This window comes from Nocardia yamanashiensis (assembly GCF_021183565.1).
In the GTDB taxonomy this organism is placed as follows: Bacteria; Actinomycetota; Actinomycetes; order Mycobacteriales; family Mycobacteriaceae; genus Nocardia; species Nocardia yamanashiensis.
In genome coordinates, this window is sequence record NZ_CP089226.1 from 955,193 (window position 1) to 976,682 (window position 21,490).

Annotated in this window: 24 protein-coding genes; 11 read left to right on the forward strand and 13 right to left on the reverse strand. The window is 64.3% G+C overall.

Annotation, left to right across the window (positions count from 1 at the left end; genetic code table 11):
* Window positions 1–165: 165 nt before the first annotated feature.
* Together LTV02_RS04440 and LTV02_RS04445 are read right to left on the reverse strand one after the other, a co-directional pair.
* Window positions 166–777 (reverse strand): LemA family protein, encoded by a 612-nt coding sequence (locus LTV02_RS04440; protein ID WP_233038647.1) that lies wholly within the window; start codon window positions 775–777, stop codon window positions 166–168.
* On the reverse strand, window positions 774–1,553 hold the full coding sequence (locus tag LTV02_RS04445) for a DUF3137 domain-containing protein (protein WP_233038648.1): 780 nt from the start codon (window positions 1,551–1,553) through the stop codon (window positions 774–776). Before LTV02_RS04445 ends, LTV02_RS04440 begins: the two co-directional genes overlap by 4 nt.
* Window positions 1,554–1,780: 227 nt before the next feature.
* On the opposite strand from LTV02_RS04445, the gene LTV02_RS04450 reads away from it, so the two are divergent.
* Entirely contained in the window at window positions 1,781–2,278 is a 498-nt protein-coding gene (locus LTV02_RS04450; protein ID WP_233038649.1) for a hypothetical protein, read from the forward strand.
* 4 nt (window positions 2,279–2,282) lie between these two features.
* Here the strand turns inward: LTV02_RS04450 and LTV02_RS04455 are convergent, their stop codons facing one another.
* Window positions 2,283–2,717 (reverse strand): tetratricopeptide repeat protein, encoded by a 435-nt coding sequence (locus LTV02_RS04455; protein WP_233038650.1) that lies wholly within the window; start codon window positions 2,715–2,717, stop codon window positions 2,283–2,285.
* Window positions 2,718–3,695: 978 nt separating this feature from the next.
* On the opposite strand from LTV02_RS04455, the gene LTV02_RS04460 reads away from it, so the two are divergent.
* Both LTV02_RS04460 and LTV02_RS04465 read left to right on the forward strand, forming a co-directional pair.
* Window positions 3,696–4,064: a hypothetical protein gene (locus tag LTV02_RS04460; RefSeq protein WP_233038651.1), complete on the forward strand. Its 369-nt coding sequence runs from the start codon at window positions 3,696–3,698 to the stop codon at window positions 4,062–4,064.
* On the forward strand, window positions 4,061–4,456 hold the full coding sequence (locus LTV02_RS04465) for a hypothetical protein (protein ID WP_233038652.1): 396 nt from the start codon (window positions 4,061–4,063) through the stop codon (window positions 4,454–4,456). Before LTV02_RS04460 ends, LTV02_RS04465 begins: the two co-directional genes overlap by 4 nt.
* A gap of 403 nt (window positions 4,457–4,859) precedes the next feature.
* Here the strand turns inward: LTV02_RS04465 and LTV02_RS39560 are convergent, their stop codons facing one another.
* Entirely contained in the window at window positions 4,860–5,126 is a 267-nt protein-coding gene (locus LTV02_RS39560) for an HNH endonuclease (RefSeq protein WP_408639329.1), read from the reverse strand.
* Between the two features lie 918 nt (window positions 5,127–6,044).
* Between LTV02_RS39560 and LTV02_RS39565 the strand changes: the two genes are divergently transcribed.
* Window positions 6,045–7,343 (forward strand): HNH endonuclease, encoded by a 1,299-nt coding sequence (locus LTV02_RS39565; protein WP_408639330.1) that lies wholly within the window; start codon window positions 6,045–6,047, stop codon window positions 7,341–7,343.
* A gap of 225 nt (window positions 7,344–7,568) precedes the next feature.
* Here LTV02_RS39565 and LTV02_RS04470 read toward each other — a convergent pair whose 3' ends face one another.
* The 4 genes from LTV02_RS04470 to ppgK form a co-directional block, all read right to left on the reverse strand.
* Complete coding sequence (locus tag LTV02_RS04470; protein ID WP_233038653.1) at window positions 7,569–8,870, reverse strand: hypothetical protein; 1,302 nt, start codon at window positions 8,868–8,870, stop codon at window positions 7,569–7,571.
* A gap of 119 nt (window positions 8,871–8,989) precedes the next feature.
* Entirely contained in the window at window positions 8,990–9,778 is a 789-nt protein-coding gene (locus LTV02_RS04475; protein WP_233038654.1) for a tyrosine-type recombinase/integrase, read from the reverse strand.
* Window positions 9,779–9,955: 177 nt separating this feature from the next.
* Entirely contained in the window at window positions 9,956–11,389 is a 1,434-nt protein-coding gene (locus tag LTV02_RS04480; RefSeq protein WP_233038655.1) for an RNA polymerase sigma factor, read from the reverse strand.
* Window positions 11,390–11,541: 152 nt separating this feature from the next.
* Window positions 11,542–12,300, reverse strand: coding sequence for a polyphosphate--glucose phosphotransferase (gene ppgK / locus LTV02_RS04485; protein WP_233038656.1), 759 nt, complete (start codon window positions 12,298–12,300; stop codon window positions 11,542–11,544).
* Window positions 12,301–12,409: 109 nt separating this feature from the next.
* Here ppgK and LTV02_RS04490 point away from each other — a divergent pair, with 109 nt between their 5' ends.
* Window positions 12,410–13,318, forward strand: coding sequence for an inositol monophosphatase family protein (locus LTV02_RS04490; protein ID WP_408639331.1), 909 nt, complete (start codon window positions 12,410–12,412; stop codon window positions 13,316–13,318).
* Between the two features lie 97 nt (window positions 13,319–13,415).
* Here LTV02_RS04490 and cei read toward each other — a convergent pair whose 3' ends face one another.
* Window positions 13,416–14,099, reverse strand: coding sequence for an envelope integrity protein Cei (gene cei, locus LTV02_RS04495; RefSeq protein WP_233038658.1), 684 nt, complete (start codon window positions 14,097–14,099; stop codon window positions 13,416–13,418).
* Window positions 14,100–14,596: 497 nt separating this feature from the next.
* On the opposite strand from cei, the gene LTV02_RS04500 reads away from it, so the two are divergent.
* The gene (locus LTV02_RS04500; protein WP_067707469.1) at window positions 14,597–14,899 is read left to right on the forward strand and encodes a DUF4193 domain-containing protein; all 303 of its coding nucleotides are present in this window, start codon (window positions 14,597–14,599) and stop codon (window positions 14,897–14,899) included.
* A 78-nt stretch (window positions 14,900–14,977) separates the two neighbouring features.
* Here LTV02_RS04500 and LTV02_RS04505 read toward each other — a convergent pair whose 3' ends face one another.
* Entirely contained in the window at window positions 14,978–15,454 is a 477-nt protein-coding gene (locus LTV02_RS04505; protein WP_067707927.1) for a DUF3093 domain-containing protein, read from the reverse strand.
* Between the two features lie 79 nt (window positions 15,455–15,533).
* On the opposite strand from LTV02_RS04505, the gene dut reads away from it, so the two are divergent.
* A complete protein-coding gene (dut, locus tag LTV02_RS04510; RefSeq protein ID WP_233038659.1) occupies window positions 15,534–16,025 on the forward strand; it encodes a dUTP diphosphatase in 492 nt (163 codons plus the stop codon).
* A 5-nt stretch (window positions 16,026–16,030) separates the two neighbouring features.
* Window positions 16,031–16,909, forward strand: a complete 879-nt coding sequence (locus LTV02_RS04515; protein ID WP_233041473.1) for a DUF3710 domain-containing protein — start codon at window positions 16,031–16,033, stop codon at window positions 16,907–16,909.
* Between the two features lie 78 nt (window positions 16,910–16,987).
* On the opposite strand, the gene LTV02_RS04520 is transcribed toward LTV02_RS04515, so the two are convergent.
* Complete coding sequence (locus LTV02_RS04520; RefSeq protein WP_233041933.1) at window positions 16,988–17,713, reverse strand: alpha/beta fold hydrolase; 726 nt, start codon at window positions 17,711–17,713, stop codon at window positions 16,988–16,990.
* A 162-nt stretch (window positions 17,714–17,875) separates the two neighbouring features.
* On the opposite strand from LTV02_RS04520, the gene LTV02_RS04525 reads away from it, so the two are divergent.
* From LTV02_RS04525 to LTV02_RS04535, 3 genes are all read left to right on the forward strand, one after another.
* Complete coding sequence (locus LTV02_RS04525) at window positions 17,876–18,271, forward strand: OB-fold nucleic acid binding domain-containing protein (RefSeq protein ID WP_067707477.1); 396 nt, start codon at window positions 17,876–17,878, stop codon at window positions 18,269–18,271.
* A gap of 246 nt (window positions 18,272–18,517) precedes the next feature.
* Window positions 18,518–19,117: a DUF3159 domain-containing protein gene (locus tag LTV02_RS04530; RefSeq protein WP_233041475.1), complete on the forward strand. Its 600-nt coding sequence runs from the start codon at window positions 18,518–18,520 to the stop codon at window positions 19,115–19,117.
* Window positions 19,118–19,434: 317 nt separating this feature from the next.
* Window positions 19,435–19,980, forward strand: a complete 546-nt coding sequence (locus tag LTV02_RS04535; protein ID WP_233041477.1) for a sigma-70 family RNA polymerase sigma factor — start codon at window positions 19,435–19,437, stop codon at window positions 19,978–19,980.
* 123 nt (window positions 19,981–20,103) lie between these two features.
* On the opposite strand, the gene LTV02_RS04540 is transcribed toward LTV02_RS04535, so the two are convergent.
* Together LTV02_RS04540 and LTV02_RS04545 are read right to left on the reverse strand one after the other, a co-directional pair.
* The gene (locus LTV02_RS04540) at window positions 20,104–20,793 is read right to left on the reverse strand and encodes a potassium channel family protein (RefSeq protein WP_233038660.1); all 690 of its coding nucleotides are present in this window, start codon (window positions 20,791–20,793) and stop codon (window positions 20,104–20,106) included.
* 2 nt (window positions 20,794–20,795) lie between these two features.
* Window positions 20,796–21,461 (reverse strand): potassium channel family protein, encoded by a 666-nt coding sequence (locus LTV02_RS04545; protein ID WP_233038661.1) that lies wholly within the window; start codon window positions 21,459–21,461, stop codon window positions 20,796–20,798.
* Window positions 21,462–21,490 lie beyond the last annotated feature (29 nt).

Sequence of the window (21,490 nt, forward strand, 5' to 3'; positions counted from 1 at the left end):
CGTGGAATATGTAGGCTCTGTCGCCGGTATCGCGCAGATGATCATCGGCACCATCCTGGCCAACACCGGATCGGGCGGGTCCGGTTCGGGCTGGTGAAGCCTGCGGATTCGGCTCGCTACGGGCGAGCCGAATCCGAAATCCGCAGGGCGGCAGGTGTATTGGTCCTACCGATCCGGATGTGCTCTGAACAGCTGATCCACCGATACCGCCGATCGAGCCTCGGGGCTGCTGATCTCGAAATACTGTTCGGGCGAGACATGGTGCAGCGTAGCCACAATGGCGGCGGGGATCGACTGGATCTTCGTGTTCAACGCTCGGACGTTCGCATTGTAGAGCCGCCTGGAAGCGGCGATCCGATCCTCGATGTCGCTCAGTTCCTGCTGCAATGCGGCATAGTTCTGCACCGTGCGCAGTGCCGGGTATTGCTCCGCGAGAGCTGACAATTGGGACAGGGCTGCGGTCAGTGCGTTCTCCGCCGTTGCTACGCCGGTGATTTCGGTGCCGGCCCGGTGCGGGATGGTCGCGAGAGAACGGGCGTGATTGCGCGCATTCGTCACGGCTTCCAGAGTTCCGCGTTCGAATGCGGCGGCTCGCTCGACGGTAGCCACCAGGTTCGGCACGAGTTCGTGGCGGCGCTGCAATTCGACATCGACCTGGTTCCAGGATTCGGTGATCAGGTTCCGCAGCCGCACGAAATCGTTGTACGCGGCGAAGTACCACAGCACCGCGATCAGGGCGATGACGACGATCGCTATGCCGAGGACGGTGGTGCTCATGCGATATTCCTTTCCGGGTGGAAGGCGAGAGTGCTGTCCGGCGTGAGGGTTCCGTAGTCGGTCCAGACGAATCGCGGGATGCCGTCCGCGATCATCCGCATCGCATCGAAAACTCCGCCGATCTCGTGCGGGCGATTCCCCAGCGTCGTGATCCCGACCAGCAGGTTCCCGACGATCTCGAACTTGGTCAGCATCACCGCATTGCCGTGCGACTTGGTGAGGTTCACGAGCTGGTCGATCGTGCGCGGCGTCAGTACCGCGTGTGCGAAAGCCGGTTTCGAGCAATACACCGAGAAGCGATCGTTGAAGTCCGCCGATTCGAATTCCACGCGATCACCGGTGGTGCTGTCGAGGGTGATCCCCATCGTCAATCGGGGTAGCGCCGCGGGCAGTGTGATGGCGAAGACGTTCCGATAGTGCGTACTGACATTGATCCGGTTGTTGTGCAACCAGGTCAAATGGAAGAAGCTCGCCGGATATCCGCCGGCTCTGCCTTCCATGCAATCCCGCACCCGGAAGCGCCGGGCACGCCCGATATTGAACGGCGGGAAATCCCACGAGGGCACCGGCCAGTCGCTCACCCGGCGATACCGGAACCCGTTCGCCGCAGCCCATTCCGCGGTCCACCGTTTGCGGAACGATTTCACGATGAGCCCCGACGGCAGAAACGCCAGCGCTGGCGTGGCCAGCAGCAACACCCAGGAGAACGGCCGCCCGTGATCGTGCCACCACCGATACTGCGCGAGCGCCAGCGCGATGAAAGTCGCCGTCGACATCGTATTCAGCAGTACCGGCCGAGCCCAAACGGAACTCGCCACCTTCCATGCCGACTCGTCCGCATCACCCATGATTCCCCTCCCCGATACCACCCCGACCCCGACCCCGACAGCCTCGACGATCACGCCGGAAGAATGCAACTCCTTTCCCCGCTCCCGAGACGCCCATGAGCAGCCCGGTTCTTCAGATGGACTGTGCCGCAAACTCTTCCATACAGTGGTACCTCGTGAGCGCATATGTTTCCGCATTGATCGCGATCGCCGGAACGTTACTGGGCACCGGAGTCACCTACTTGTTTCAACGCAGCTCCGCGGATCGGGCCGCGGACCACGCCGTAGCCGAGCGGTTACGCCAGGACCGCTTGAACGCCTACAACGCGTTCGCCGACGCGGCCGTCGAATACCGCCGCACCGAGATCGACCGCTGGCACCGCATGCAGGACGGCAACCCCGACGCCGAAGTGGCGACCCGGGTCGAGTCCTACGCGAAGCGCACCGAAGCCCGCAGCGCTCTCCTCCGCGTCCGCCTGCTGACCAATGACGTCCGGCTCCAGGAGCTGGGCGAGAAGATCATGGAGACCACCCACGCCATCCACCGCGCCGGCGACTCGCAAGCCAAGAACGCCTGCGGCGACGAATCGATGAGCTTGATCGACGCGTTCGTCAAACACGCGGGCCGCGAAATCCAGTCTCCCTCACGGACTCTCGCACGAGTCGACCGCTAGGGTGCTACCGGTTCCGGTCGTGCCGTAGTCGATCGATAGCTCGGTGAATCAACTCCGGCCGACCGGCCTGCGGCGTCAGCTGTCTCTCGTACTCGATCAGCCGATCGGCAGTGGCGCGATCGTTCATCACCAACCTGAGCAGGTTCGCATAGGTACCCGACGGCATCGCCCCGGGCCGAGGCGGCCCGACGACCGGCCCGGCCCGCGCGGGCAGGGGAGTCCCCGGCGGCAGCGCCTTCAAATTCCGCAGCGCCGCAACACTTCCCGCCGCCGCCCGATTCCACCACTGCCTGGCCCCGGCATGATCCCCACGCCGAAACAACAACAGCCCAAGATTGTTCATGGCACTGTCATCACCGCCATTGATCGCCAGCCGATACCACCGCTCCGCCTCCACCCCTTCCCCCCGCTCCTCGAGCAACGCCCCCAGCCCCGCCATAGCCTGCGCATTCCCCGCCCCGCCGCCTCCCGCAACCACATCTCCGCCTCGGCCAACAGCACCCGATTACGCCCCCGATTCCGCCACCGCACCAACGCCCCCTGCCCCGCCACTCGATCATGCAGCAGCCGCGCCAGCCGATCCATCGCAGCCGTATCCCCCTGCACCGCACCCCGCCGATAACACTCCTCCGCAGCGAAAAGCTCCCCCCGCGCCTCGTACGTCCGGCCGATATCCACGAAGGACCCGCCACCCTCCGGCTCCTGAGAAATCCCACGTCGACCCTCGAATGTCATTGCGGCAGAACGCGTCGACCCGTTCGCGTCCGACCACGCCCGCCGCCCCCGCCGCAACCCTCGCGCCCCGGCGGACTCCTCGTCCAACGCCCCCAGCACGAACACGCTACCCACGAACACCACCACGCTCCCACCGGCCAAGGCGCCCCCGATCTCCAAATACTCCACCCCTTCCCGCCGCACGCCCCGCTGCTCCTCGAGCGCCTCCGCATAACTGGTACTGCCGACCTCCGTCATACTGTTCGCCTTGTAATGAACGCACTCGGTCCCCGGCCGCATCGTCTTTTTGTCACAGGTCGGCTCCGCATCCGGGTCCTGCAACACCTTCCCGACCCCGATCAACACCGATATCCCCGCACCGATAAACGCCACCACCGCCCCCGCCAGCAACAACATGACCACACCCCGCGCGACTGCCCGCATCCCGCGCCTCCCCATGAACCAATAACGCTGGCTGCCAATCAAATCAACAATCCGGCTCGAGCGCAGGTCGAATCAGGTTTGCGGGCCGATGTACTGTCGGCGATCGGGAAAGGGATCGATGACGGATACGGGTTTCCGGTGGGATCGCAGCCGAACGGTGCGTCACGGCCGGGTTGTGATTGCGATAGCGGCGCTGGTGGGACTGCCCTGGTTCGGAATACACCGGTTCCACCAATGGCAGGAGCGCCCGGTCGAGTCGGTGCGAATCGCCGATGCGGTGACCGTCGCCGGGTTCGAGCGGGTCGCCGTCGTCACCTGGGCGCCGGGCGACGACCTACCCGAGGGATTGGCGTATTTCGCTGAGCCACAGCCATATCCGGATCCCGTCGCCGGTGTGTCGGTTCCTTCGATCCCGCTCCGATCGGTGGATCACATTCAGCCCGGCATGGTCCAGGATATTCAGACTGCGAACGGCACACGCCCCGATCACTGCGGCGCTGCGGTGTACTTCAACCCGAGCCCTTGGTCGTACACCTCGCGGCAGCCGGAAGCACGCGCGGCATTGTCCGCTGCACTCGGTGACGGAAAGTTCCTCATCCTGGTACGCGTGAGAGGTTGTGGGGTGTGACCGTCGAACACGAGCGGATCGCCCGACGTCGCTCCCGGGCCAACACCTTCGCAATCAGCGCAACGGTGGTCGGCCTACTGGTCACGCTGTTCACCACGCTCGTATCCCTGATCGTGATGAGCAACTACTCGAACTTCATCTTCGGCGGCGGCGACTGGCATCGGATCACCTCGGGCGCTTCGAAATCGATACCGGCACAAGCATGTCTGTGGATCTCATGGCTATTCGCCGGCCTGACCTGCGTCTACCTGGGAAGCCGCGCGGTAACGCGCGCCCGAAACTTCGTCTGGGCAATCGTAATCGCCCTGATTCTCTACGAGATCGGACTCGACGCAACCATCGAGATCGCCACCCGCGGAATCGACGCGGCCTACGACCACCCTGGACGGTAACCGCTCATAATCACAACTTCTGCTGCCACCGACCCTCTCGGGGCGAGCAGATCCAGGCAACCACGCACTAGAACTGGTCGGACGGTGTGCTGGTTCGAGGTCTATATATTCCTTGTCCCGGGACCCCGACGGGTCACTGGTGATTCCTCGAGCGTCACTCCATGCCGAGAAGCCAGGGTCTTCTCGATCTCAGCCAGGATGCAGGCAATCGTAGAAGGATTCAATCGACCTTCTCCAAAATGTCTCACTACTCTGCCGAGCTCGTTCTGCATCTCAAGCGTGAACTCTTGTGCCAGTTCTGAATCCGTGCCGATTATGCTGCTCGCCCAATCCAACGGCTGGCGGCCGAACATGGCTTGGAACTCTTCTAAACCGCGGATCGTCCAATAAGTGTCATAGAGGGTTACTGAGGTATTCTGAGCCATCTCCACATATAGATCGGGTTCTCGTGATTCGGCGCCTCACGGTGGCATCGGCTGCAGAGAAGAACAAGGTTGTCCGGAGTAGCGGCACCGCCGAGCGCGTCAGGGACGATGTGACATCGTTCCAGCTTCGCCTTGTACCCGCAGCGCCAACAGCGTTCGTGTGCCTCAGCCCAATCGATCGCTAGTCCGCTTTCGTCCTCGACCATGCTCCAGTGATCAACGATCTCGTAGTGTGTAGAGGCCATGACGTGGTCTTCCTCTGATGGACATTCAGGTGACCTTGTTGTGGCTCGACACTGACATCATTGTCGGTATTTGCTGTGCCGCAACGTACTATAAGCCACCGACATACCGCGGTGGTTGCCGCACTGCATTATCTAAGTTCGGGTTCATCCCATCACGGGATGCGTGTGGAAGGTGCTCCCTCCAAGACCGACTGCTCTGCGGAGTGTTCGAGATCAGTTGCCACCAAGGTTCAGCGACAGTGATCGACTTTCGACCCTGCGAAAGAGGATATTCGGGATTGGGAGCGTTGTGCTTTGTCTAAATACGGTGTTGGGCCGCCATGATGCGCGGGATCCAGGACACCAGCCGCCAAGGCCGTTGGCACAACGAACGATTTCGTGCACTCGGAACGGAGCTCGGTCTCACTCTGGAACATCACAACCAAATCGGGTGGTCGATCACGACCGTTCCGGATGACACCTGTAGGCGCTACCGAGACGAGCTGGAAGGGCTGGCCCTTGCGCTGGTGGCCTACCGCCGGCGCGAGCCGGGTCGGCACGGCGGGCGTAAGTCCAACAACGGGCTGACCGCCGAATGCGACTGTGGCCGGAAGATCCGGGTCTCCTACAAGGCTTTCAACGCTGGGCCAATCATCTGCGGTGTCTGCACTGTCGCATTCCGGACAGATGACAGCTGTAAAGCCGACATCGCAGAGGTGTCAGATTTGGTTCGCCGTACATGATTCGTGTCGGTGCCTCCTGCAATGATCCTTGAGACTATTGGTTCTTTACGGATGCACTGGAAGTGATATGTCTGACTTTTGTCCGGATTGTGGCATTCTCTTCAACCCTAGCCCTACCGGGCGCGGGCCTCGAAGGCGGCGTTGTTCAGAGTGTCAGACCTCTCGGAGGAAGAAGTTGCAGCGGTCGAGGGGACCTATGGTGCGGGCCAAGAAATGGGGCGTGGAAGTGGAACGCATCTTCTCGTCGGATATTTTCGAACGCGATAAGTGGATTTGTCATATTTGTGGACAAGAAGTGCCGATTGCCCAAAGGAAGGTGCGTGTAATTGGGGAGGAACACGACCCTATGTCACCCGTCGTCGACCATGTAATTCCACTTTCCGAGGGAGGTGACCATACCCTTGAGAACTGTCGAACAGCCCATTGGACATGTAATGCAAAGAAGTATCGAACCATTGAGTATCAAGCGTCAAGTTTGTGTAATGAGCAAGTTCTAGACTTTGTCGAGGATCTCGTAGCGGATTCGAATAATCAATCTTCCGCTGCGAAGCTGTGCCGCGTGGAAAGATGTGGCCGACCGGTTAGAGCTATCCGACTCTGTCCCACGCATTACTATCGAAATCGAGTGTATGGGGATCCATTGACCCAGTCATGCGGTTGTGGATGCGGGACTCGAGTTACGGTGGATCCGGAGTTTGCCGGACTCTATTACGTCGAGGGGCATGGCGCCGTGGTGGCCGGTCCGGAGCGATTGACAGGGCGCCCAAAGGTGAACACGGGAGTTTGTAAAGTTGAGGGTTGTCCACGTATGGCAAAGACGAATAGGTTGTGTCAACAGCATAATTTTCGAACTAAAAACTACGGTGATGCATTATTGCAAGCATGTGGCTGTGGATGTGGGGCAAAAGTCAGCGTTCCAGTGACCCACTCCGGGATCATCTACATATCGGGCCACGGAGTTCAGTCGAATGTGCAAGATCCTAAAGATAGGTTGGCTGAAAACGTAGTATATCAGCGCGCTTCAAAATTTGGACGAGAGAAGAACGGCCTTACGGACGAGTGTCATATTTGGACCGGTTCGAGACATAGTACAGGATATGGAAGGGTGTACATTGCGAGTCCGAATGAAAAGCGGAAGGGAAGTATCGTACTAACTCATCGACTTGCCTATGAGATTGTCCACGGAAGGGATTCCTTGGAGGGAAAGGTGATCGATCATCTTTGTGCGGTTAAGCTTTGTTGCAACCCAAATCATCTTGAAGCCGTGACTTCTGCTGAAAATCTGCGAAGGGCGGGAGAAATGGTGGAATTGTGTCCGGCTGGTCACCCGTATGATGAGGCTAATACATATCGGACAGTAGAGGGATATAGGGTTTGTCGACAATGTCGAAGGGGTGGCAGGCATGAAAAGAAGCATGGCCATCCGTTCTCGCCGTTGATGATCAATGGCGAGAGGCGGCCACGAATTTGTGGTTTATGCACCTCCGGTGAATAGTGGGCGGGTGAGCGGAAATGGGTTTACGCGCTATATGTATAAAGTCTTCAGTAGGGCCGATGGAAGCAATGTCTAACTGATGTGGCGGAAGTGTGGAACATCGCATCTGATCTTATAATGCATCCGGTGGCGAACTGCCGTGCCGGGTCGTACGGAGCGAAACCTGAGGCCGGGCGCGGCTGCGAGCCCAGTCTCAGGTGACGTTAATTCCATGAGGGCGCGATTCTAAAGAATTCCGCTTAGCGCCGAACCCCATGACTCAAGTGCTTGATTTAACTGAGTTCCTGCGGTCGCCGCAGTTGTGAGCGCTGCCAGGGCAGATCGAATCATCCCGGCCTTCCTATTTTCTGGTGCAGTCTCTGCTGCTTGCGCTAGGTACTCGACGTTATCCAGCAGTTCGCCACGTTTTTGGTCTCCTAGGTCGTCCTTTAGAATTGCCTGTTTGACCGCTTCCAGGGCGTCGCCGAGTTCTTGGTTTCCTTGATTTATGACATTAGAAATCGAATAGCTAATACTCTCGACTCTCGATCCCACGGTGGTATTGTTGAGAGTGCTATTGTGAATATTGAATGCGTAAGTGGGCTCCCGGCGACCCTGGCCTGAGGCTTCTGCGTAATCGTTCATGCGCTGTTGCACTTCCCTTAGGTAATTTAGGCACAGGACCGTGTATGCCCGCACGACTGTTAGGTTCGGAATGAATTGAAGATCGGCATATTCAACACCTTTTGTAAGCGTCAAGAAATCATTCGCAATCGCGTCTGGTGAGATTCTTTTGAGGCATTGATATATTTCAGTGAACCAAGGCTGTAGGGGTAGGTCATGGCTATTGTCGCCATGCATGGCGACATAGTAATCTGTTGCAGAGTCGATGTGTTCTGCGATGTCTTCTGCGATTAGTCGTGCTAGGAATCCCTTCCGTATCCGGCCATGCCTGGGTGGTTGAACATACCTCGGGACCCACAGGTATGTGGGCCGTTTAGCGGCGATTTCAAACTTCTCGGATATACGATACAACTCGTTTTGCATTGCACAGAATGCGCAAGATCTACCAATTCTACCGAGCGCCCTGCCGTCTGTTTCAATTTTATGCTTGGTCCAATGGTGGGCCACGTAACTCGCAGAATGTACGGCGGACTTGGCTGCTGCTATTCTCTTAAGTGTATTTTCTGGGGCTGGCGGTCCAGAGATTGATAGGGATTTTGAAATATTGAATGCATTGCTGATCCACCCGGCGGCGTTCTCTAAGGAATGAAGAGTACTCTGAGGGTGATTCTCTGGCCTATCGCAACCTTCCGATATTCGCCTCATCGCCGCATCTGCTGGCAGACCTCGTATGTCGATCCTTTCGAGCGGGGCCGCGATCTGGACTGCCTGTCCCGACAGGTCTTTCAGAACTTGAAAGATCCGATTCTGTTCTCTCAATAAGGTGTCGTAGTTGCGGATCGCTTTACGTGCAACCTGTCCATCCATCTCGGTATCAATTGCCGCGAGGAGATCGTAGTGTTCAGCGTCGTCGTCGTTGTCCATATATCGGGATCCTGGCCCATCGAATCATCATTCTTCGAGTGCAGCTGTGGTACAAGGTGTTCGGCCTGTTGTGGGTTACGGCACAAGCGCCTTGCTGTAAAGAAGCGGCGCGAGATTGTCTACAGGTCACCGAGATTCAGCCCGCGCGCCTCATCGGCCGCCCGGACGGCCGCTGTTGAGCGGGTGTAGCGATCGATCATGTCACGTGTGCTCCATCCGGCGATGGCCATGAGGCCGCCTTCGGTTCCGCCGGCGTTGAGCCAGCGGGATGCGCCTGTATGTCTGAGGAGGTGAGGATGGAAGCCTTCTATGCCTGCTAGCTCTGCTCGGTAGGTGAGGGTGTCGTAGAGGGCCCAGTAGGTGAAGCCCTTGCTGCGTTCGCCGAGCCAAAGCTTGGGGGAGTTGGCCAGGCGGTGGGTGCGGCGGGCGCGGAGGTAGCGGTCGAGGGATCGGCTGGTTTGGAGGCCGAAGGGGACGATGCGGCCTTTGCCGCCTTTGCCGCGGCGGACCGTGACTAGGCCGCGGCGGATGTCCAGGTCTGACAGGTCGATGTCGGCGCATTCGCCGGCGCGCATGGCGGTTTCGAGCATCAAGCGGATGATGGCGTCGTCTCGGCGATCGCGGAAGTCCTTGCCCTGGCAGGCTTTGATCAATCCCTGGATCTGCTCGTCGGTGAGGGAGGGGACGACCTTCTCATCGAGTTTGGGCGGCTTCAGGCCGAGGAGGGGGTCGGAATCCAGCTCGTCTTCTTCGACTAGCCATACCGAAAAGCGCCGGAGTGCAAGCTGTCTCGCTCGGAGGAGTCCTGCTACGAAGGCGTTGACTTGGTTTCTGTCGAGTTCGGGTGGGTGGCCGTTCGCTGCGCACCAGTCGAGGTAGAGGCGCACGCCGTACAGGTACGAGTTCACCGTGTGGTCGGATTGAGTTCGGCTCGCAGTGCTAGGTCCCAGGAGGGCAACAGCATGGCGAGATCGATCGTATGTTCGATCGCCATTCCACTATCTTGACTGAGAGCGTTGTGCACGTCCAGAAAACAGAAACTGGGCCCCGAAGCTGCTGCTCAGGGGCCCAATCTCGGGTGACGCTTAGTCCAGATAGTCGCGCAAGACCTGGCTGCGGCTGGGGTGGCGCAGTTTGCTCATGGTCTTGGATTCGATCTGGCGGATGCGTTCGCGGGTTACTCCGTAGACCTGGCCGATTTCGTCCAGGGTGCGGGGCTGGCCGTCGGTGAGGCCGAAGCGGAGGCGGACTACGCCTGCCTCGCGCTCCGACAGGGTTTCCAGGACGGACTGGAGTTGGTCCTGGAGGAGGGTGAAGGAGACGGCGTCTACTGCGACTACTGCTTCGGAGTCTTCGATGAAGTCGCCGAGCTGGGAGTCGCCTTCGTCGCCGATGGTCTGGTCCAGGGAGATGGGCTCGCGCGCGTACTGCTGGATTTCCAGCACCTTTTCGGGCGTGATGTCCATTTCCTTGGCGAGCTCTTCGGGGGTGGGCTCACGGCCCAGGTCCTGGAGGAGTTCGCGCTGGATGCGGCCGAGCTTGTTGATGACCTCGACCATGTGCACCGGGATACGGATGGTGCGGGCCTGGTCGGCCATGGCGCGGGTGATGGCCTGACGGATCCACCACGTCGCGTAGGTCGAGAACTTGTAGCCCTTGGTGTAGTCGAACTTCTCGACCGCGCGGATCAGACCGAGATTGCCTTCCTGGATGAGGTCCAGGAACGCCATGCCGCGGCCGGTGTAGCGCTTGGCCAGCGAAACCACCAGGCGGAGGTTGGCTTCCAGCAGGTGGTTCTTGGCGCGATTGCCGTCGCGCATGATCCACTGCAGGTCGCGGCGGCCCTGCACGGGCAGCTTCTCACCCTTGTCGGCGAACTCGCGCAGCTTCTCCGTGGCGTAGAGGCCGGCCTCGATGCGCTTGGCGAGCTCGACCTCCTCCTCGGCATTGAGCAGCGCGACCTTGCCGATCTGCTTGAGGTAGGCGCGGACCGAGTCGGCCGAAGCGGTGAGCTCGGCGTCCTTGCGGGCCTGGCGCAGCGCCTCGGATTCCTCTTCGTCCCAGACGAAATCGCCGGAGGCCTTGTCCTTCTCGGTGGGCTCGTCGGCCTCTTCGGCCTCCTCGCCCGCCGCGGGAGCCTCGGCGGTCTCCTCTTCGGCGTCGTCCTCCTCGTCGACGATCTCCTCGTCTTCGGCGAGGTCGTCCTCGTCGACTTCCAGATCACCCAGGTCGTCGAGTTCCAGCGACTCGTCGTCCTCGATGACCTCGTCGACTTCGCCCTCGACGCCGGGCTCGCCGGCCTTCTTGGGCGCAGCCTTCTTCGCCGCCGTCTTCTTGGCGGCGGTGGCCTTGGCGGCCTTCTTGGCCGGGGCCTTCTTGGCCGCGACCTTCTTCGCCGCGGCCTTCTTGGCCGGGGCTTTCTTGGCGGCAGCCTTCTTGACCGGCCGTGCTTCAGTAGTGTCTGCTGAGTCGGCGGCGTCGGCCGATTCGGCGGTCTCTCGGGTATTCGTGGCTACCACGTACGCCCTTTCGTGACGGTCTCGTGCGGCGTCACGCCAGAGTGATCATCCGGCGGAGCGGTTTCTGTCGGGGGGTAAACCGGCTCTCGTGCCGGTGTCGTTTTCCGGCTTACCGCCGGGCTTGTTCCATTGTAACGATCGCAGCGGTGTGCTTACGGCGCGATACCGGCAGACACGGCCATGGCGGCTCCGACGATGCCCGCGGTGTTCTTCAGATCGGCGGCCACCACGGGGGTTCTGTTGGTGAGCAACGGAATCCATTCCTGGTAGTCGCGGCTGATTCCGCCACCGGCGACGAAGACGTTCGGCCAGAACAGGTTTTCCAGGGTGACCAGCACCTTGGAGACCTCCTCGGTCCACTGCGGGTAGGTCAGGCCGAGCCGGTCCTTGACGGACGCGGCGGCCCGGTGCTCGGCCTCGCGGCCGTCCACCTCGATGTGCCCGAGTTCGCTGTTGGGCATGAGCACACCGTTGTACATCACTGCCGATCCGATACCGGTGCCGAAGGTGAGCAGCACCACCAAACCATCGAGATCCTTTGCCGCGCCGTAGCGGTCCTCGGCGAGTCCCGCGGCGTCGGCGTCGTTGAGGACGCTGACCTCGCGGCCGCCGAGCGCGGTGGAGAACAGCGCGCGGGCGTCGGTTCCGATCCAGGTCTTGTCGATATTGGCGGCGGTGCGGATCAAACCGCCTATGACGACGCTCGGCATGGTGATGCCGACCGGTCCGTCCCATCCGGCTTGAGCCACTACCTTGGCCACCGCTTCCGCCACCGCGTGCGGCGTCGACGGATGCGGGGTGAGCACCTTGATGCGCTCGTGGACCAACTCGCCGGTAGCCAGATCGACCGCGGCGCCCTTGACGCCGCTGCCACCGATGTCGATACCGAACGCGTGCCCCCGAGCGGACATGACGACTCCTCGTTCTCCCGTATTGCCGGTGGTTCTCTGCGACCCTGACCTGTGTCGTGCACGACAAGCCTAATGCGCGCTACGCCGGATCTGTGCTGCGATGGATGTCGTGCCGGAATCCGATTTCACTTTCACCGCATCGAACACCACGCCGAGCGCCGAGGAGACCGATATCGCCGAACTGCGGCGGGTAGCGGTGCATCTCGCGGAAACCGCCGCCGCCCACGTGCGCGCCCGCCGGCCCGAGGTCTTCGGGGCCGGCGCCCTGGAGATCGACGCCGTGCAAGCCAAGAGCACCCCGACCGACCCGGTCACCATCGTCGATACCGAGACCGAGCAGCTGGTCCGCAAACTGGTCGCCGAACTGCGCCCGGACGAGCAGGTGGTGGGGGAGGAGAACGGCGGCACCCTGCTGGAGGATCCCGGCGCCGTGCAATGGGTGGTCGACCCCATCGACGGGACGGTCAACTTCGTCTACGGCATCCCCGCGTACTCGGTGTCGGTGGCCGCGATGCGCGGCGGGCGCTCGGTGGCGGGCGCGGTGGCCGATGTGGCGCACGGGGTCACCTACAGCGCCGGGCTGGGCCAGGGCGCGCATCGCAGCGAACCGGGTCGCGCGCCGATCGCCTTGCGCTGCAACGAGGTCGGCGCGGTGAGCATGGCGCTGGTGGCCACCGGCTTCGCTTACGCCACTCCGCGCCGCACCCGGCAGGGACAGCTGGTCGCGGAATTGCTGCCGCATATTCGCGATATCCGCCGGGTGGGTTCGGCGGCGCTGGATCTGTGCATGGTGGCCGAGGGCCGGGTGGACGCGCACTACGAGCACGGCCTGAACCTGTGGGATTGGGCCGCCGGTGCGCTGATCGCCGCCGAGGCGGGCGCGCGGCTCATCCTCCCCGCGCCGACCAGCCCGGGTCAGGACGGTGAACTGGTGGTCGCCGCGGCTCCCGGCATCGCCGACGAATTGAGCGGCCTGCTGGACCGCCTGGGCGTCAGCGCCCCTATCCCGATTCCCTGAAAGCCGGGTAGACGAGTTCGCCGCGCCCGAAAGGGGCGCGGCGAGGTCGTATCAATATGTACCGGAACGATTTTCGCCCCGGTTCAAGCCGGGTGCGTCAGCACTTGGCGTGCCGCGCCGCCTCCAGCAACTTCGGATCGATGGCCGGGGTGGTGCCCGGCGCGGGATTCTTCAGCGCCCGCAGCACCTCCTCGGCATCGGTGCTCGGCCGGATATCGCGGAACAGCGACCCCAGCACGAAATCCACCGTGTTGTCCTCGCGCTTGTCCTCGATGAGCTCCGCGCACGGCGCCACCAACTGGACGGCGGCCGCGGCGGGACGCCCGTTCACGCCGAACCGGATCTGCCCCGTGCACTCCAGGTCACCGTTGACGTAGACCGGGTCGTTGCCGATCTGCACGTCCGGCGCGCTGGCGAAGCCGAGATCGCTCAGCTCCGAGGCCACGTGCGCGGCCTGACCGCGCTGGCCGTTGGCATTGAACACCCGCACGTGCGCCTGTGACAGCGCCGCCGGATCCACATCCCGCAGCCGCGAGGGCGAGAAGCGCGACCCGAGGGTGGCGGGTGCGGCGGCGGTACTGCTGGTGGCGGCGGCCGGGCTCGGCGAATTGCAGGCCATCGCACCGTGATCGCCCTCGGTGGTGGTGAGCGCCTTCCACCACACCAGAACGCCGATCAGGGCGACCACGCCGACCATCGCCGCCCAGGGTTCCCAGCGGCGGCGGAGGAACGGCCGGCCGTTCGGATCGGACGAGTTGCCTTGGGTGATCAGTGAAACCACGACGCACACTCTACGAAAGCCGGTGCGGCACTGCGCGCAAGCCACCGGTGAGTCCGGGCCGCGCCGGTGCGTCGGACAAGATCGACACTGGTCGGCGGCCCGGCGCGCCCGGTCATTGCCGGATCGTGAGTGAGCGGCGTCTCAGGTCTCGGAATGGACAACCGGGCCGCTATAGCCCCGTTCACGTGTGACGATTGCCCCTCAGTTTCGACTCGCGTGTGTTTTGATTGCGACTTTTGCGCTGGGGTCCGCTATTGTCTGGCGGCCCAGATCGTACAGCCCGGGTGAATCGGGGGTTCGATTTCGGGAACAACAAGGGCATGTCCTGCGTTGACCGAGCGCGATCCGGTGCGGATCAGGAAAATCCGCCCGATCGGTACCGGTGTACGTGTGACGTACACCACGGGCGGGGCGGCGACCCCCCGGCCGATTCCCGAGGGAGTCGGCACGGGAGCGCCGGTCCGGGATATACGGAGTAAGGACGAGGGGAAGACGACATGGCAACCGACTATGACGCACCGCGGCGCAGTGAATCCGACGAAGTGTCGGAGGACTCGCTCGAGGAGCTGAAGGCTCGTCGCAACGAGGCCGCGTCCGCCGTCGTGGATATCGACGAATCCGATACCGCGGAGTCGTTCGAGCTTCCCGGCGCGGACCTTTCCGAGGAGGTGCTCTCGGTTCGGGTCATCCCGAAGCAGGCCGACGAGTTCACCTGCTCGAGCTGTTTCCTGGTGCACCACCGAAGCCGGCTCGCTGACGAGTCCGGCGGGCAGCTCATCTGCATGGACTGCGCGGCCTAGGCTGCACGGCCCGGAACGGGAAAGACGGTCAAGCCCGCGCTCGGTTCGCCGAGCGCGGTCAAGACCGCTCGCTCGGCGTCATTTGCCGAGCGCGGACAGGATCTTCTCCGGATGGCGCGTACTGACCAGCCAGTACGGCGTCGGATCATCCGGATCGTCGAGCACCAGCAGCACCAGGGGCCCGACCCAGGCACGATGCTGGACATACGCGGCCGGATCGAGCTGGCGGCCCAGCGCCGCGCTCTTCGCACTGGCCGGCACCGCCGCCCCCCGCGACACGAAGGTCGCCGGCAGATGCGCGCGGTCCACCTTCAATTCCGGGGTGCCGGAGGCGTCCCGCACCACTTCCACCCGATGCCGCGAGAACCACAGCAGCACCCACACGGGGATCGGGATCAACAGCACGTACGGCAGCCAGGCGCGGATTCCCGGTGCGCCCATATGGATTTCGGCCGCCAGCAGACCGGTCACGACGAGGGCCACCGGCCACCACCACAGGGGCACCCAGAGGCGCTCGGTGTAGAGGGGGGCGATGGTCTGCTGATCAGGTTCCATGGTCACCTGCGGGGGCTGGTCGGACACGACATCAGACTAGGTCAATGCATACGGGGGTGAACGCGTAGGCTCGGCGTACGTGACCGGTATTCCACCTATTCCCCTGCTGCGGCTCGATCCCGGCATCCCCGTACCGACGCGCGCTCACGAGGGCGACGCGGGCGTGGACCTGTGCACGACGGAGGACGTCATCATCGAACCGGGCGAGCGCGTGCTCGTGGGCACCGGCATCGCCGTGGCCCTGCCGCTCGGCACCGTCGGATTGATCCATCCGCGTTCCGGACTGGCCGCCAAGCACGGTCTGTCCGTGGTGAATACCCCCGGCACGGTCGATGCCGGGTACCGCGGTGAGATCAAGGTGTGCCTGATCAATCATGATCTCCGTACGCGCATCGAACTGCGCCGCGGCGATCGCATCGCGCAATTGCTGGTGCAGAAGGTGGAACTGGTCGATTTCACAGAGGTCGACACGCTCGACGAAACCGCCCGGGGCGCGGGCGGTTACGGCTCCAGCGGCGGGCATGCCAGCCTGGGGTCGTCGGCGGGTCAGGTGACCGGCAAGGAGGCATGACGATGGTGTTCGGACGCAAGAAGAACAAGGGCGGCAGCGACGACGCGCCGCACCGGGACGACGAGTACACCGAGTACGACGAGTACGAGGACGACGCGGAGTACCTGGACGAGGACGAGTACGACACCGACTCGTTCGAAAAGCCGGACTACGACCGGGATCCGGCGCCGGCCGCGTCCGGTGACCGCACCGGGCCCTACGACTACGAGGACGTCGCCGACCGGCTCGAGACCGTCGCGGATCAGCGGCTGGACCTCGGCTCGGTGATCGTGCCGGTGCCGCCGGGCGGGCAGCTGCAGGTCGAGATGACCCCGGAGGGCGCGCCGCAGGCGGTGCACCTGGCCACTCAGCACGGGCGAATCACGGTCGCCGCCTACGCCGCTCCCAAATCGCCGGGCCAATGGCGGGCGGTGGCAGCCGATCTCGCCGAGACGCTGCGCAAGGACGGCGCGCAGGTATCGGTGACGAACGGGCCGTGGGGGCGCGAGCTGCACGCCGTGACCGAGGGCGCCGACCTGCGCTTCATCGGCGTGGACGGCCATCGCTGGATGGTCCGCCTGGTCGCGGCCGGACCCTCCGGCGCGGCCGGTGAGAACAGCCCCCTGGTCGCCGCCGCGCGCGCCATCATGGGCGAGACCGTGGTGCGCCGGGGTGACGAACCTCTCCCCGTGCGCGAACCGCTGCCGGTGGTCCTACCCCAGGAGCTGGCCGATCAGCTCGCCGCCGCGCACCAGCAGCAGCTGGCCGCGCAGCAGCAGGCGATGGCGCAGCAGCTCGCCGCCATGCAGGGCGGGCAGCCGTTCCAGGGGCTGCCCAACCCGGAGGACAACCAGCCGCGCCGCGGGGCCGAGGGCTCGGCCATGCAGCAGCTGGGTCAGAACTAGTCACCATACGAAGGGGCGCATCGCGATCATCGCGATGCGCCCCTTCGTCGTTCGTCCGGCCGAACCCGGTCGTGGCTCTCAGGATGCGGGGTTGCGGCTCACGGAGGTTCGCAGCAGGGGAGTGATGCCGCGATCGCCGAGCACGGCGGGGTCGGCCCCGAGTTCGTCGAGGGTGATGCGGTGGAGTTCGGCGTGGGGGATGAGCGAAGTCCATTGCTCGGCCACGGCGATCGGGTGCACGGGGTCGTCGGTGGCGCCGACGATCGAGACCGGGGCGGTGACCTGGGACAACAGGTCCGGCTCGGGCCAGGCGTAGGCGGCGGCCTCTTCGAGGGCGGCGGGCAGGTCCGGCCATTGCGAGCGCCAGGAGCGGGTGAGGGCCTCGGCCAGCCAGGCGGGGCTGGAGGCGCGCATGGTGTCGATGACCTTCTCCAGGCCGTCGGCGCGCAGGGCGCCGGCGGTGGCGGCGGCGCTCAGGGCGGCGGGGCAGCCGGTGGTGTCGGCCCCGGTCCAGGCGGGCAGGGCGGCCACTACGGCCACAACGGATTCCGGATGGCGTGCGGCCCATTCGACCGCGACGGCCGCGCCGAGTGAGATTCCCGCCACCAGGATCGGCCCGGAGCGCGCGGCGGCATCGAGTGCCATCCGATAGCTGTCGATCACGCGCCGCGGATCGGGGTCGACCGCGTGGAACGGGAGATCGAGTGCGGCGCAAGCGGATCCGAACGCTCTACCGGCGAAATGAGCATCGGAACCGGTTCCGGGCAGGGCGACGGCGACCACCGGACGGGAAAGATCTGGCACCCGCCGAGCGTACTGGGACGGGCGCGCGTGGCGAGGGCAGGCCGTCCCATCTACAGTGGCGATGTACGGCCACAGCCGGTCGCGTGGGAACACCCAGCGGGCGTGTGGAAGGAACCAACGACGTGAGACCCACGCCGTCTGCTCTACAGGAGAGCGTGCGAGATGCCATCCCACAGCGGGAAGGACACAACCCCCTCAGGTTATTTCCGGCGGCTGAGCCGTCGGCTCACCGCTGACCTGGACAGCCTGGACGCCGAGGAGCTCGCCGAGACCGCCGAGGCGTCAGGCGCCTGCCGGGCCTCGGAATGCCGGCGCGGTGAGGAAGTCACCATGCTGGGGAGATTGCGCAGCGTGGAAGCGTGCCCGAAGACCGGGGGCGCGGAGGTCGAGGCCGAGTTCTTCGACGGGACCGACAGTGTGGCGCTGGTCTGGATCGGGCGGCGTCGCATCCCGGGAATCGAGCCGGGACGTCGTATCCTGGTCCGCGGCCGCGTCGGCCAGCGGGCCGGCGGCAAGGTCATCTACAACCCCTACTACGAACTTCGTGAGAATTCCTGAGGCATGCCGATTCCCACCAGCAGCAACGACGAGGGCCGCTGGCCCGCTGACCATGATCAGCTGAGCGCCCCCGGCGAGCTGGCGAGTGATACGGCATGGGCCGAGCAGGTCTCGGCCGAGGAGACCGTCCTCGCGTTCAACGAGGAACTCGGCGCCTGGGAGCGGGTCGCCGCGAATCCGGAGGCGGACCGCGAGGCCGCCGAGGAGGAGCGCGAAGAGGAGATCGAGCAGACCCTGCTCGAGCAGATGGGCGGCTTCAGCGGCCTGATCTACTCCTCGCTGCCGGTGCTGGTGTTCGTGCCGGTCAATACGCTGCGCGGGCTCACCGCGGCCGTGTGGGCGGCCCTCGGCGTCGCCACCGCCATCCTGATCTGGCGACTGGTGCGCAAAGGCCCGGTGCAACCGGCCATCTCCGGCTTCCTCGGGGTGGGCGTGTGCGCGCTCATCGCCTATCGCATGGGCGAGGCGAAGGGGTTCTTCCTCTTCGGCATCTACGCCAGCCTGGTTTACGCGGGCGCTTTCCTGCTCTCGCTGGTGGTGCGCTGGCCGCTGGCGGGCGTCATCTGGGGCGTGCTGAACGGCCATGGCACCGAATGGCGTTCGGATCGCCGGGCCATGCGGCTCTACGATCTGGCGACCGTGGTGTGGGCGGTCGTGTTCGCGGCCCGCTACCTGGTGCAGAACCACCTCTACGCGGCCGACAGCACCGGTCTGCTCGCCGTGGCCCGCATCGCCATGGGCTGGCCGCTCACCGGTGTGGCGCTGTTGATCACGATTTGGGCCGTGCGCAAAGCCGGTCATCTGCCCAAGAGTGCGGCCAAAGCGGGGGAATCCGCCGCACAGTAGCCGCGACCAGCCGCTTATCGCGGTAATCGCGCCTCGCGCAACACCTTCGGGGGTCACAGGGGGATGAAGGGGGGTCTCACCCCACCCCTGGGGTACCTATTTCGCCGGTCCGGTTCGACGGACGATCTTTTCATCAGATAACGGCGAAAGGATCCGGAGTGGGTACCGACGGCAAGGCAGTGGCAACGTCGCAGGACCGTGGCGAGGGGCACGGGGCGACGGTGGCACCGATTGCCTCGCGCCGGCAGCACCAGGCGGGGCGGGGAACCAAAGGCACGACCGCGGCGACGTCGGAATCCCGGCGCGCGGCCGCGGAATTGGAGAAGTTGATCGGTCCGGCGGCGGCAGGTGACCGGGACGCCGTCTCGGAGATCCTGCGCATCGTCTACCCGCTCGTGCGGCGCTACTGCGCGGCCCGCATGAGCGGCGCCGGGCATCTGCACGTGACCGCCGACGACGTGGCCCAGGAGATCTGCCTGGCCACCGTCCAGGCCATCCCGCGTTACCGGGACCAGGGCAAGTCGTTCCTGGCGTTCGTGTACGGCATCTCGGCCAACAAGGTCGCCGACGCGTTCCGCCGGGCCCAGCTGCACCCGGCCTACCCGGTCGCGGAATTCCCGGACGCGCCGGTCACCGAGGCCGGTCCCGAAGAGCGGGCCCTGGCCACCGAAACCCGTGAGGCGACACGGGAACTGATGAAGGTGCTCGCCCCGACCCATCGGGAGGTGCTGGTGATGCGCATCGTGCTGGGGTGGACCGCTGCGCAGACCGCCGAAGCCATCGGCACCAGCCCCGGCGTGGTCCGGGTCATGCAGCACCGCGCGCTCAACCGCCTCCGGGCCGAATTGCGCGCAGCGTCATAACGAATCACCCGAAAAGGGCCGAGCGCGGGGGTGTGCGCTCGGCCCTTCGGTATGTCTGCGTCGAGTGGCACACCAGCGAGGGGATTTGTCCGATTCCGCCTCAGTGGTGCGCCACTCGACGGGTCAGGCGGGGGTGGGGACGGCGCTGCCGAAGCCGTTGACGCCGAGGGCTTTACGGAGGTCGTCCTCGGATTCGACGGAGGCTACGAAGAGGAGTTCGTCCGAGCCTTCGATGGGGTCGTCGCCCTGGGGGACGATGACGCGGCCGCCGCGCAGGATGGCGACCAGGGCGGCATCGCGGGGGAGGCGGAGGGTGCGAACGGCCTTGCCCGCCAAGGGAGTATCGCCGGGGAGGGTGATCTCGACCAGGTTGGCCTGGCCCTGGCGCAGGGTCATCAGGCGGACCAGGTCGCCGACCGAGACGGCTTCCTCGACCAGGGAGGCGAGCAGGCGCGGGGTGGAGACCGCCACGTCGACGCCCCACGAGGAATCGAAGAGCCATTCGTTGCGGGGGTCGTTGACGCGGGCCACCACCCGCTGGACGCCGAACTCGGTCTTGGCGAGCAGGCTGAAGACCAGGTTCACCTTGTCGTCGCCGGTGGCGGCGATGACCACGTCGTAGGTCTCCAGGCCGGCCTCTTCGAGGGTCTCCAGCTCGCAGGCGTCGGCGTGGGTCCAGACCGCGGTGGGGGCGATGGTGGGGTCGATGTGGTCGAGGCGGCGCTCGAGCAGCATCACCTGATGCCCGCCGCGCAATAGCTCCTGGGCGATGGATCGGCCGACCGCGCCGGCTCCCGCAATGGCTACCTTCATGATCAGTCCTCGCTCGCGGGCGGATTACCGGCCAGGGCGACGGCCTCGCCCACGGTGCCGGAGGTGGCTGCGATATAGACGGTGTCGTCGGCCTGCAGCATGGTTTTGCCGCCCGGCAGCATGCCCTGCCCGAATCGGATGAGGAATGCGACGCGCGCGCCGATGGCGCTCTCCAGCGACTGCACGGTGCGGCCGTACCAATCCTCGTGCAGGACCAGTTCGGTGACCGCCACGGTGCCGGTGGGATCGCGCCAGGTGGTGGTGCTCTGATCGGCCACCAGCGTGCGCAGGAATCGGTCGGTCGTCCAGGGGACTGTCGCGATGGTCGGGATGCCCAGCCGCTCGTACACCGCGGCCCGCTTGGCGTCGTAGATCCGCGCCACCACGCGCTCCACCCCGAAGGTCTCGCGCGCCACCCGCGCCGAGATGATGTTGGAGTTGTCGCCCGAGGACACCGCCGCGAACGCCCCCGCCTTCTCGATGCCCGCGCGGGTCAGCACATCCCGGTCGAATCCGACGCCGGTGATGCACAGGCCCGGGAAATCTCGGCCCAGGCGCAGGAAGGCGCTCGAATTCTGGTCGATCACCGCGACCTCGTGGCCGATCCGGACCAGGGCGCGCGCGAGTGAGGAACCCACTCGACCACACCCCATGATCACTACGTACACCGTGCGAACCCCATTCCCGAAAACCGTGG